This window comes from Marinomonas atlantica, from assembly GCF_001639725.1.
Classification (GTDB): Bacteria; Pseudomonadota; Gammaproteobacteria; order Pseudomonadales; family Marinomonadaceae; genus Marinomonas; species Marinomonas atlantica.
In genome coordinates this window covers 349,401-361,835 of record NZ_LTAW01000005.1, presented here as the reverse complement: position 1 = coordinate 361,835, position 12,435 = coordinate 349,401, and the positions used below count along the sequence as shown (strand labels likewise).

Below are 12,435 nucleotides of genomic sequence, written 5' to 3'. Positions count from 1 at the left end.
CATCGGCTTTTTAAAATCTTAATTAAGACGATTAAGCTGGCTCAGAAGCATCCGTAGCAATAACGGTTGACGCTTTCTTAACGTACTCACTCATCTTATCGAAGTTTAAGTAACTGTAAACTTCAGCAGACATGCTGTTAATCTTGTTCGCATATTCTAAGTATTCAGCAGGCGTTGGCAATTTACCCATTAGAGAAGCTACGGCAGCAAGCTCAGCAGACGCTAGGAATACATCCGCGCCATTACCTAGACGGTTAGGGAAGTTACGTGTTGACGTTGAAACAACCGTTGCTTTATCGGCCACACGTGCTTGGTTACCCATACATAATGAACAACCTGGCATTTCCATGCGTGCGCCAGCTTTACCGAAGATGCTGTAGTAACCTTCAGCGGTTAATTGCTGTTGGTCCATTTTAGTCGGTGGCGATACCCAAAGACGCGTTGGTACCACTTTACCCGCTGATTCAAGCAGTTTACCTGCTGCACGGAAGTGGCCAATGTTTGTCATACAAGAACCGATGAAAACTTCATCGATTTTCTCACCTTGTACATCAGATAATAGACGAGCATCATCAGGATCATTTGGCGCACAAAGAACCGGCTCTTTAAGGTTATCAAGATCAATTTCAATAATTTGCGCGTATTCAGCGTCTGCATCCGCGCGCATCAAGCTTGGGTTGGCTAGCCATTGCTCCATCGCGTTAGCACGACGCTCAAGCGTACGTGGATCACCATAGCCTTCAGACATCATCCAACGAAGCATAACGATGTTAGAACGTAGGTATTCAGCAACTGATTCTTCAGATAGGTTGATGGTACAACCCGCTGCTGAACGTTCTGCAGAGGCATCAGAAAGTTCAAATGCTTGTTCTGCTGTTAAATGCTCAAGACCTTCGATCTCAAGGATACGGCCAGAGAAGATGTTCTTCTTACCTTTTTTCTCAACCGTCAAATGGCCTTCTTGGATAGCTTGGTAAGGAATCGCATGCACAAGATCACGTAGTGTGATGCCTGGTTGCATTTTACCTTTAAAGCGAACCAAAACAGATTCAGGCATATCAAGAGGCATTACACCTGTTGCTGCAGCAAATGCTACTAGACCAGAACCCGCTGGGAAGGAAATACCTAGAGGGAAACGAGTATGCGAGTCACCACCTGTACCGACTGTGTCAGGAAGCAACATGCGGTTCAGCCATGAGTGGATGATACCGTCACCTGGGCGTAGAGAAACACCACCTCGGTTCATGATGAAATCAGGAAGCGTGTGGTGAGTTTTTACGTCAACAGGTTTAGGGTAAGCCGCTGTGTGGCAGAAAGACTGCATAACAAGGTCTGAGCTGAAACCAAGACAAGCAAGGTCTTTCAGTTCGTCACGTGTCATTGGTCCAGTTGTATCTTGAGAACCCACAGTGGTCATCTTAGGTTCACAGTAGGAATTAGGGCGAACGCCTGTAACACCACATGCTTTACCAACCATCTTCTGAGCCAGTGTGAAGCCTTTATCAGAGCTTGCTACTTCGCCAGGTTTTAAGAACAACTCAGAACCTGACAAACCTAGAGATTCACGTGCTTTGTTGGTTAGACCACGACCGATGATTAGAGGAATACGGCCACCAGCACGTACTTCGTCTAGCAATACTTGAGTCTTAAGCTCAAAAGTCGTGATAACGTCATCAGTGCCGTGTTTTTTCACAACGCCTTCGTATGGGAAAATGTCGATGATATCGCCCATTTCCATACCGTCTACATCCATTTCGATCGGTAAGGCACCCGCATCTTCCATGGTGTTGAAGAAAATCGGAGCAATTTTACTACCAATACATACACCACCAGCACGTTTGTTAGGGATGAAAGGAATGTCATCTCCCATGTGCCATAGTACTGAGTTGGTTGCAGACTTACGGCTTGAACCGGTACCCACGACATCACCAACATACGCAAGAGGGAAGCCTTGCTCTTTTAGTTCGTTGATTTTAGTGATTGGGCCGATTTCGCCGTCATCATCTGGTGTGATGCCATCACGAGCCATTTTAAGCATCGCATTAGCGTGAAGTGGAATATCAGGGCGCGACCAAGCATCAGGCGCAGGAGATAAATCATCTGTGTTCGTTTCACCTGGAACTTTGAATACCGTAACAGTGATTTTATCTGCAAGTTTAGGTTTCTTAGTGAACCACTCGCCATCAGCCCATGATTGGATAATCTGCTTAGCATACTCATTACCGGCTTTCGACTTCTCGTCTACATCGTGGAATGCATCAAAGATTAAAAGTGTGTGAGAAAGAGCATTTACAGCAATTGGCGCAATTTCAGCGTCGTCTAGGCAATCGATCAATGGCTGAATATTATAGCCACCAAGCATACTACCAAGTAGTTCAGTTGCTAACTTTTTATCGATAAGTGGCGAAGACGCTTCACCTTTGGTGATGGCTGCTAGGAAGCCTGCTTTAACATAAGCAGCTTCGTCAACGCCGGCAGGAATACGGTTTTTCAGTAATTCAAGTACGAACTCTTCTTCACCTGCTGGCGGGTTTTTAAGAAGCTCAACAAGTGATGCTGTTTGATCTGCATCGAGCGGCGTCGCTGGAATACCTTGAGAGGCACGTTCTTCGACGTGTTTACGGTATGCTTCTAACAAAATAGATCCCCTTATCTGGACATCAGTGTAATCACTAATGATGTTAAGCGTTGACTCTGCGAGTTCGAGTTAATCCATCAAAAGTTAAACTCGAGCAAAGCTCAGCACTGGCAAATTAATCTGTAAGTACATTCTATAGAAAAATCAGCATCATGAGGGGAATATCGCCATACATATTTAGAATAGGTGATATTTACCTTACTTATTCACTTGCCAATAGTTCACTAGTTACGGTGATATTAGTCGTACAACTCTAAAGCCCCAGTTACTAGCCCGTAAGGTTGGTTCTGCTTTATATCGTGTGGCACTTCGACCGACTGTAGGTACATCAAACCAAGACCCACCCCGCAATACCCGACCTTTACATTGATCAGATAACCACACCTGATTAGTACTTGGAGCACCCTCATAATTGTCGTGATAACAGTCTTCGACCCACTCAGCAACGTTACCATGCATATCGAAAATCCCTAGCGGATTACTGGCTTGAGAGCCCACAGGTGCGGTTGAAATGCCATCCCATTGGCTGCCACAGCTATCACAGACGCTATAACCAGGTTGAACCTCATTGCCATACCAATAAGCCGTCGGCGATCCAGCACGAGCGGAGTATTCCCATTCAATTTCTGTTGGCAGTCGATATTCTGACCCTGTTTGCTCTGATAACCAGTTTGCATAAGCCTTTGCGTCGTACCAACTAACGTTTATCACTGGACGATTACCACGTCCCCAGCCGTTATCTGGGGGGGCAGGCCGTCCAGTAGCCGCTACAAAGCGATCATACTGAGCAAAGGTGACTTCATTTTTACTAAAGTAAAATCCTTTAGGAATATTAACTTCATGCACTGGAGACTCGTTTGCATCACCTGCACCGTTTATATCCCCCATTTGAAAGGTCGCTGATGCTATTTTCTCAACCTTTGGAGCTTTACCTCCATCTTTTAGGTCTTCCTCTAACACTTGTGGTAGAACATCAAAACGACTTTCTACTGATACTTCGGTAGTATTTTCTGTTGCTATGTTAGCAGGAGGCGACGTCGGCCATAAAAGTGTTGCTGCGATGGTAGATAAGGCAACTAAGCTAAGCCCTACACCAGCATACAAGGCTAAGGGTTTCTTTTTTTGTGCTGGAGGCGGTGCATCTGAATTAGCCTTGGAGCTGTTGACAAATAAGTTAGCACGAAGAAAACGCATCACTTCGACAAGTGATTTAGGACGATGGCGCTCAGCAGGTCTTGCCCAACCTTTAATTTTTTTCCATGTTGCTTGATCAAGCGTTTCGACATGATCAGGTAAGTTATTAAGCTTACCGTTATCCAGCCACGACTCGCCTACGAGAGAAGCAATTAGTAACCGCATAAACATGTAGTGATCAGAAGACACACTAATATTGGGATTGCGCTTAATGTATTCAGGCGGGATAAAGCGGCCATCCATGTCTTGATCAGTAATTTTATCTAACCAACTGTGGGTGCCAAATCCTGTTAATATGCCAGCACCATTTACAACATGCACACTGCTAAGATCTAAGTGGCCATGGATATAACCATGCTGATGCACTTGGTCTAGCGCTTTGGCAATCGGATCGAAAATACTCAACACAATATTCAGTGAAGCGCCATCTGGGTATTTCCCCAAATAACTGAAAAGTCGCTCGCCACCACAAAGGTTGTAAATCGAAAATACCCACAAATTGGAATAAAAAGGAGGGTAGCTTCGTGTAATTGCTGGATGCTTGAGTTTTGCGTGACGTCGGGCAATGGAAAGAAACTGGTTTACGTCGCCACGTTCCGACCGATAAAAGCGCAACACAAATGACTGACCGCCTTGATCGGCAACCCAAACACTTTTGTCATCGCTTAATGGATAGTTAAGAACGTAAGGGTCAACCTCTACGCCAACTTGCTGTCCAATGCTAAGTTTTGATACGTCATAATATTGATTCATTGGCGAATTGATATCCAAATCAATGTTTTGCTTGTGCTGATTAACAGGCCCAATCAGAGTATAATCCGTTTTTTTTCAGAGAAAAGGTAGCTTTGATGTTAACTGATTATCCCGAACTGGTAGAGTTTTTACCATGCGAATCTCCAAATGAATGGGTTCAATGGGCATTAGAAAACGAAACTTTACTATTAATTGATCATGCTCACTGTGAAAAGAAGGCCGCTTCAACGGCGATGAGTCTTATGTATCGCTACGTTGATCGGGAAAATTTGCTGCATAAAATGTCACAGCTTGCTCGAGAAGAATTACTTCATTTTGAGCAAGTGCTAAACATCATGCGTAACCGTGGCGTGGAGTACTGCCATTTACAAGCGTCTCGCTATGCAGATGGATTACGTAAGCATATCCGCACTCACGAGCCAGCTAAGTTAATTGATACTTTAATTATAGGGGCATTTGTAGAAGCACGCTCATGTGAACGTTTTGCAGTGTTGATTCCTCATCTTGATGAAGAAATTGGCAAGTTTTACAAGTCTCTACTGAAGTCCGAAGCACGTCATTTTGAAGACTATCTGTCTTTAGCGGAAGAATACGCAGGGCACCCTATAGATGATCGTATTGCCTTTTTTAGAGAGATCGAACACCAACTAATCATTGAGCCAGATGTAGAATTTCGTGTGCACAGTGGGCCTCCAAAAGCGGCTTAAGCTTATTAAGGGATACAAACGTTTACTCAATTAGAACAAACGTTTGTAAAGTTTTCCCTTCACAAACAGTTTTGATGTGCTAATCTCGAAGTAACTACTCTCACAAGAGGAGGGCGTAAGATGGGCACACAAATGAATGATTTACTGCCAGATGTAACGTATTGGCTGACTCTGCAGATCGCCAGAAGCGATCCAGGCATTGACCTTGAACAGGTTTATCAAGGCACTGTAGAGCTTGATTACTTATACCAAGTATTAACTAGCAAAGCCCAGCAACATTGGTGGTCTGAGTATGGTATAGAATTGAGTCCGGTAACGGTAAACAATGCTTTTTTCCGTGCGATTGCCGTCCTCCATGATCGAAATATAGAATACAAACGATCAAAAAATCGTTCTGAAACAGATTGGGTACGAGAGTTACTTCATTTATAAAAGAGCAGTTTTACTGCTCTTTTTTTATGCCTAATCCATTTATCGAAGCAAACTTACCAAGTTAGTAAATGGATTCTCTGCCATTCCCTGATACTTGGCTGATCAGATAGATAGCTGTTAACAGATATTGTACGGTGCTCAATACTTCGGTTTTTTAGGGTAGCAAGCCAAATATTTTTGTCCCAGTCCCCTAGAACTAGACGGCTAAACTTATCAGTCTTATGCAACGCAGGTCGATGCGTATGACCATGAACCAAAAGCGCCACTTTTCCTGCCACACTTTCCTCAACTGCTGAGGAGTTAACATCCATGATTGCATCCTGCTTATCCGCAGACATGTTCTTAGAGTCATCACGCAGCTTTTGTGCTAAGGCTAGGCGCTGTGCTAACGGCATGGCTAAAACTTGTTCTTGCCATGCCGGTTGTCGAACCATGGCGCGGAACTCTTGATAAGCCTGATCATCTATACAATATTCATCGCCATGAGTCAGCATAATGGCCTGCTCATTATGATGAATGATGTGCTGTTCGGCCAACGCTGTAACGCAATTACGCTTAAACCAATCATCACCTACTAAAAAATCACGATTACCGGCAATGAAATAAGTCGCTATGTTAGCGCTCGCTAGCTTAGCAAATTGAGCATCTAGAATCTTGATCCAGTCAGGCTGGTAGTCATCGCCTATGTAAGCTTCAAAGAAGTCTCCGAGAATATACAATTCTGAAGGCTGCTCTTGGCATTGGCAGAGTTGATCCGTCAGATACACAAACGCCTGGATCAAATCCAGGCGTTTGTCACTCAAATGAAGATCTGAGATGAAGTAACGAGTCATGAACTTATTCTTTGATCAGTTCTGCTGACTCGATGATCACGTCTTCTGCTGGAACATCTTGATGGCCTGCTTTGATCGTTGTTTGGACTTCTTTAATTTTGTTTACAACGTCCATGCCTGCTGTCACTTTGGCGAATACTGCGTAACCCCAGCCATCAGGTGTTTTAGCGCGGTGGTTCAAGAAGCTGTTATCGGAAACGTTGATGAAGAACTGGGCAGATGCTGAATGCGGGTCCATCGTACGAGCCATTGCTAGAGAGCCTACAACATTTTCTAGGCCGTTATCCGCTTCGTTTTCAATTGGCGCACGTGTTTCTTTCTGTTTCATGCCTGGCTCAAAGCCACCACCTTGAACCATGAAACCATTGATCACGCGGTGAAAAATAACACCATCGTAAAAACCTGATGTAACATATTCTTCAAAGTTTTTAGAGGTCTTTGGTGCTTTTTCGTAGTTAAGCTCAATTGTGATGTCGCCAAAATTCGTATGGAAAACGATCATGTAACTTTTCCTTTAGTAGGTTAGGTGTAATAAATTAATCAATGCCGAGCATTTTATGTGTTTGTAAACTTAGACGCCACTGCGGATTCTGTAAACAATAGCGAATTGTTAATGCTTGAGCATCGTCGATACGTGTCTGACCGGCTGGAAGTGCACTTTGATCCATGGGTTGGAGATAGAAGTGCTCAAATTCAAGGTCAGTGAATAAATTCGGCGGTAAGTGAGTTTGAGGAAAAATAAGCTTTAATTCACTGCCTCTGTTTACGACCAATGGCTCAGCTGTTTTAGGACTGACACAGATCCAATCAATACCAAGAGGCAGTGGTAGCGTCCCGTTGGTTTCAATCGCAAGAATATAATCAGACGCTTTCGCCGCTTGAATTAGCTCGTCATCTAGCTGAAGTGCAGGCTCACCACCAGTAAAAATTAAATATTTATGCTGTGCGCTTTCTGGCCAAAGAGCATCAAGATGTGCGATCAAAGCATCGGCATCCTGAAATTTTCCGCCATTTTGACCATCTGTACCAACAAAGTCCGTATCACAAAACTGACATTTAGAAGTGGCGCGGTGTTTTTCTTTTCCAGTCCACAGGTTGCATCCCGTGAAACGACAGAAAATTGCAGGTCGACCCGCATGTGCGCCTTCTCCCTGTAGGGAATAGAACGCTTCTTTAACTGAATACATTATTCATCCTTCAATCACCCAAAAACAGTCGGGGCTGACAGTGATAACAATCATTAGCGGATTGCTTGGCAAAAGCTAATGCTGGTTAATACTATACTTCGTATGGCAGAGGATCTGTCACACCTTGTTCGTTAAATGCTTCCATACGCTCATTACAGGCACCACATTTGCCGCAAGCTTTTTCACGGCCATTATAACACGTCCAAGTATCGTCATAGTTTAGGCCCATGGCCAAACCGGCGGCTAAAATTTCACCTTTGGAGTTGTTCAAGAACGGTGTAACAATATCAACTGGCTCATAGTTGGCAATTTGCGATACCGCATTCATAGCATGAACAAATTCAGGTCGACAGTCTGGGTAAATATGATGATCGCCTGCATGCGCACCGTAATAAACTTCAGGTGCTTCAAGAGACACAGCATAAGCAATGGCCATTGATAAAAGCACCATATTACGGTTTGGTACGACGGTATTTTTCATGCTGTCTTCAGCGTAATGACCTTCCGGTATCTCAATGTTATCCGTTAGAGAAGATCCTGCCATAAGACTGTTAATCGCAGATATATCGACGACTTTATGTGGAATGTTGAATTTTTCACATACCTTAGCCGCAATATCAAGTTCTTTGCTATGGCGCTGACCATAGTTAAATGACAGTGCGTAAACGTCTTTGCCCGCAGCCAGTGCTTTGTGGAGTACGGTGTAAGAGTCCATTCCTCCTGAATAGACCACAACGGCTTTGTTTGACATGAGTAAACCCCTTTATTTGCAAGGGCGCGGATTATAGCAAATCACGTTTGAGTAACTAGCTTTTGTTAAAAAATTATAAGGAAAGAGTCGCAATGGCTTGTCGGTAACTGGTTACGTATATAATATAGGTAACCAGTTACCTATATTTTTGATAAATAGTTTTTGAGTAAGGTCTATGGAACAGTTTGGTGTTTTGTCTTTAGGCAGTCGTCTAAAGCGATTGAGCGATTTTTTATACAGTGAAGTGCAGTCCGTGTACTTAGCAGAATCGTTGATGATTTCATCAACATACTTTCCCATTTTACGCCTGTTACAGCAGCAAGGAGCTTTGTCTGTTATGCAAATAGCCGAAGGGTTGGGGCTGTCTCATCCAGCTGTCAGCAAACAGGTCAGTAAAATGTTAAAAGATAGCCTGTTAGTAAAAGTTCCAGACCAGCAAGACCAAAGAAGATCTGTTATTTGTCTATCAGAATTTTGTTGCCAAGAAATGGTAAAAGTTGAACCGGTACTTGAAGCAATAGGTAAAGAGCTAGAATACTATTTAGACGCTCAAACGGGATCGTTTTTAACACAACTATCAGGACTTGAATCACATTTATTGAATGGCCCTTATGCCATGCGGGTCATTTTGAGGTTGCACCCCGAAAAAGTTGGCATTCAATCATTGAGTTCAAAGATGGACTCCCTAGTGTTTAAACAATTAAATGAGGCTTGGCTGCAACGTTTTTTCCCAAACGACATTTATGAGCGCGATCATCGAATTCTTAATGACCCTTACAGTGAAATCATAGAGCAGGGCGGTATTGTGCGATTGGCTTTCGTCGATGAAAAACCTATTGCAAGCTATTACCTTATGCCATCAAACAATGACTTTGAAATTGGTAAGCTGACAGTAGATGAGCGCTTCACCCGTCTTGGAATTGGTGAACGTATGCTGAATGATGCATTGACCCAAGTAGTTGAAAGGGGTGGGCAATGTGTCCATTTAGAAACTCACACATCATTGTTACCTGCGTTAAATTTATATCAGAAACTTGGTTTTAAAATTGATGAATCCTGTGCCGTATTTAGCGTGCCAAGAGCCAACCTTCGCATGACTAAACAACTTGGAGGCGAAGTGTGAATTTATTTCAAAATGCACAGCGTGGTGCTTTAGCGTCAATCCCTATGATTATTGGTGGCATCCCATTTGGCCTTCTTTTTGGCTCTCTTGCTGCGGCAAACGACTTAAGTATTTGGTTTGCAATTGCCATGTCTAGCATTGTGTTTGCTGGCTCCGCTCAATTTGTGGCGCTTGGCTTGATTGCTGCAGACGCGCCACTTTGGGTCATTATACTGACAACCTTTGTTGTTAACTTGCGTCATATTCTTTATGCAGCCGATTTATTGCGTTTTGTTAAGCATTTGCCGCTTAAGCTTAGGCTTTTAATGGGCTTTGGATTGATCGATGAAACCTATGCTGCGGTTAGGCCAATGTTCGACATGGGGTCGGCAGATAAAAGCAATGGGCATCAGGTCTATATTGGATCATTTTTAAGTTTTTACTTGATGTGGAATATCACCACAATAATGGGTGCCCTTGCGGGGGAGTATATTCCTGGACTGAGTGAATGGGGCTTAGAGTTTGCGATGGTGGCCACTTTTATTGGCATTGTGACCCCTTATTTAAAATCAGCTCCTTATTGGGGGGCGTTTGTTGTCGCTATAGTATGCTCGGTGTTATTCCGCGACATGCCGAACCAAATGGGACTAATCGTAGCAACGTTATTAGCCGTCGCCACAGGGTATTTTCTGGATACCATGACAACAAACAAGAATGCCAAGGAGACGGCTCATGTCTAACGTTGAACTACTGTTAATCATTGTAGGCATGTTTATGGTGACTTATGGCATTCGTGTAACACTGTTCGTCGGCGCTAATCGTGCTGAAATGCCTGAGTGGCTTGATAAAGCGCTAAAATTCGTCCCGGTCTCGGTCTTAACAGCCATCATTGCCCCAATGGCGTTAACCAACGATCAGGGATTAGCGGTCTCTCTGCTGAACCCTTGGTTTGTCGGGGCATTGGCTGCACTGATAACAGGGTTAGTATTCAAACGACAGCTATTAACCATTTGTATCGGTGTGGTCGTATTTTTTCTGATGAAAATGGTAACGGGCAATTAGAATTGCGTTTGGGCGTACCCATCTTTGAATAAAATCAGATATACTTGAACGCTATTATTTCTATTCGTTACATGAACACCAATTGGGATTCGAACATAACATGTCAGAAGCGTCTAAACCTGGGAACTTCATCACCCAAATCATTGATAAAGATACCGAAGCTGGCAAACATGGCGGCAAAGTGCATACGCGCTTCCCGCCAGAGCCAAACGGTTATCTTCACATCGGCCATGCAAAATCTATCTGCCTAAACTTTGGTATTGCAGAGCGTTACCAAGGCCAATGTAACTTGCGCTTCGATGACACTAACCCTGAAAAAGAAAGCGTTGAATACATTGAATCGATTAAGCGAGACGTCGAGTGGCTTGGTTTCGAATGGGCGGATGAGCCTAAATACGCCTCTGATTATTTCGATCAGCTTTTTACTTTTGCTTGCGACCTAATTAAATCAGGTAAAGCGTATGTCTGTGAATTAAACGCAGAGCAAATGCGTGAGTACCGCGGCACTTTGAAAGAACCTGGTAAAGACAGTCCTTACCGTGACCGTTCGCCGGAAGAAAACCTTGCGCTATTTATGGACATGCGTGACGGAAAATACGCTGATGGCGAGAAAGTATTGCGTGCAAAGATTGACATGGCGAGCCCAAACATCAATCTTCGTGATCCTATCATCTATCGTATCCGCCATGTACACCATCACCAAACAGGTGATAAATGGTGTGTATACCCGATGTACGATTTTACGCACTGCTTATCCGATGCGTTGGAAAATGTCACTCACTCGATTTGTACGCTTGAATTTCAAGACCATCGTCCTCTGTACGATTGGACTCTGGATACGCTTGAAACCTTCCATCCCCAACAGATTGAGTTTGCTCGCCTAAACTTGAACTACACAGTTACAAGTAAACGCAAACTGAAACAATTGGTTGATGAAAACCACGTTGAAGCATGGGATGACCCACGCATGCCGACTATTTCAGGTATGCGTCGCCGTGGTTTTACACCAACGTCTATTCGTAATTTCTGTGAACGTATTGGTGTAACAAAATCTGACAGTGTGGTTGATTTTGGCATGCTTGAACACGCTATTCGCGAAGATTTAGATGCGAACGCCAATCGCGCCATGGCTGTGCTAAATCCGATCAAGGTTACGTTGACGAATTACCCGGAAGATAAAGAAGAGATCTTCTCGGTGTCGAATCATCCGAAGAACGAAAAGGCCGGTAAGCGTGAAGTGCCCTTCAGCAAAAACCTATTTATCGATGCGGCTGACTTTGAAGAAGTCCCCCCTCGTAAGTGGAAACGCTTAAGTCTTGGCACTGCTGTTCGTTTACGTGGGGGTTATGTAATCACCTGTGACGAGGCGATCAAAGACGAAGAGGGTAACGTTGTTGAGCTGCTATGCAGTTATGATGAAAACACGTTAGGAGTGAACCCTGAAGGTTACAAGCCAAAAGGTGTGATTCACTGGGTCAGCGCAAATCATGCGGTGGATGCGACGGTGCGTTTGTATGATCGCTTATTCAACGAAGAAGCCCCAGATGCAAAACACGAAGACAAGACCTTCTTAGATTTTATTAACCCTGAGTCTATGACCGTGACAACTAATGCGAAACTTGAAGCATCATTAGCGAAAGCTGAGCCCGGTGTTGGCTTCCAATTCGAGCGTGAAGGTTACTTCTGTCGTGATCTAAAAGAAACGGGCATGGTATTCAACCGTACCGTTACGTTGCGTGATTCTTGGGTAAAAATCGAAGCAAAGGGATGATTCTG

12 protein-coding genes are annotated in these 12,435 nt (G+C 43.9%); 6 read left to right on the top strand and 6 right to left on the bottom strand.

All coding sequences use genetic code 11. From position 1 onward, the window contains the following. Window positions 1-31: 31 nt before the first annotated feature. Together acnB and AYW75_RS11385 are read right to left on the bottom strand one after the other, a co-directional pair. Complete coding sequence (gene acnB, locus AYW75_RS11390) at window positions 32-2,638, bottom strand: bifunctional aconitate hydratase 2/2-methylisocitrate dehydratase (RefSeq protein ID WP_067099502.1); 2,607 nt, start codon at window positions 2,636-2,638, stop codon at window positions 32-34. A gap of 228 nt (window positions 2,639-2,866) precedes the next feature. Next, window positions 2,867-4,585 carry an SUMF1/EgtB/PvdO family nonheme iron enzyme gene (locus tag AYW75_RS11385; protein WP_067099500.1) on the bottom strand — a complete coding sequence of 573 codons (1,719 nt, stop codon included), beginning with the start codon at window positions 4,583-4,585 and terminating at the stop codon, window positions 2,867-2,869. A gap of 95 nt (window positions 4,586-4,680) precedes the next feature. On the opposite strand from AYW75_RS11385, the gene miaE reads away from it, so the two are divergent. Together miaE and AYW75_RS11375 are read left to right on the top strand one after the other, a co-directional pair. Then, on the top strand, window positions 4,681-5,292 hold the full coding sequence (gene miaE / locus AYW75_RS11380; RefSeq protein ID WP_067099498.1) for a tRNA-(ms[2]io[6]A)-hydroxylase: 612 nt from the start codon (window positions 4,681-4,683) through the stop codon (window positions 5,290-5,292). Between the two features lie 120 nt (window positions 5,293-5,412). After that, window positions 5,413-5,724 (top strand): hypothetical protein, encoded by a 312-nt coding sequence (locus AYW75_RS11375; RefSeq protein WP_067099496.1) that lies wholly within the window; start codon window positions 5,413-5,415, stop codon window positions 5,722-5,724. Window positions 5,725-5,777: 53 nt separating this feature from the next. Here AYW75_RS11375 and AYW75_RS11370 read toward each other — a convergent pair whose 3' ends face one another. The 4 genes from AYW75_RS11370 to queC form a co-directional block, all read right to left on the bottom strand. After that, window positions 5,778-6,557: a UDP-2,3-diacylglucosamine diphosphatase gene (locus AYW75_RS11370; RefSeq protein ID WP_067099494.1), complete on the bottom strand. Its 780-nt coding sequence runs from the start codon at window positions 6,555-6,557 to the stop codon at window positions 5,778-5,780. A gap of 4 nt (window positions 6,558-6,561) precedes the next feature. After that, window positions 6,562-7,059: a peptidylprolyl isomerase gene (locus AYW75_RS11365; protein WP_067038026.1), complete on the bottom strand. Its 498-nt coding sequence runs from the start codon at window positions 7,057-7,059 to the stop codon at window positions 6,562-6,564. 34 nt (window positions 7,060-7,093) lie between these two features. Further along, on the bottom strand, window positions 7,094-7,744 hold the full coding sequence (gene queE, locus AYW75_RS11360; protein WP_067099492.1) for a 7-carboxy-7-deazaguanine synthase: 651 nt from the start codon (window positions 7,742-7,744) through the stop codon (window positions 7,094-7,096). A 91-nt stretch (window positions 7,745-7,835) separates the two neighbouring features. Beyond that, window positions 7,836-8,495: a 7-cyano-7-deazaguanine synthase QueC gene (gene queC / locus AYW75_RS11355; RefSeq protein ID WP_067099490.1), complete on the bottom strand. Its 660-nt coding sequence runs from the start codon at window positions 8,493-8,495 to the stop codon at window positions 7,836-7,838. A gap of 175 nt (window positions 8,496-8,670) precedes the next feature. On the opposite strand from queC, the gene AYW75_RS11350 reads away from it, so the two are divergent. The 4 genes from AYW75_RS11350 to AYW75_RS11335 all read left to right on the top strand — a co-directional run bounded on the left by AYW75_RS11350 (window position 8,671) and on the right by AYW75_RS11335 (window position 12,430). After that, complete coding sequence (locus AYW75_RS11350; protein ID WP_067099488.1) at window positions 8,671-9,618, top strand: bifunctional helix-turn-helix transcriptional regulator/GNAT family N-acetyltransferase; 948 nt, start codon at window positions 8,671-8,673, stop codon at window positions 9,616-9,618. Further along, window positions 9,615-10,337: an AzlC family ABC transporter permease gene (locus AYW75_RS11345; protein ID WP_067099486.1), complete on the top strand. Its 723-nt coding sequence runs from the start codon at window positions 9,615-9,617 to the stop codon at window positions 10,335-10,337. Before AYW75_RS11350 ends, AYW75_RS11345 begins: the two co-directional genes overlap by 4 nt. After that, window positions 10,330-10,659, top strand: a complete 330-nt coding sequence (locus AYW75_RS11340; RefSeq protein ID WP_067099484.1) for an AzlD domain-containing protein — start codon at window positions 10,330-10,332, stop codon at window positions 10,657-10,659. The genes AYW75_RS11345 and AYW75_RS11340 overlap by 8 nt, the downstream gene beginning before the upstream one ends. 100 nt (window positions 10,660-10,759) lie before the next feature. Next, on the top strand, window positions 10,760-12,430 hold the full coding sequence (locus AYW75_RS11335) for a glutamine--tRNA ligase/YqeY domain fusion protein (RefSeq protein WP_067099482.1): 1,671 nt from the start codon (window positions 10,760-10,762) through the stop codon (window positions 12,428-12,430). The last annotated feature ends 5 nt before the right edge of the window (window positions 12,431-12,435 follow it).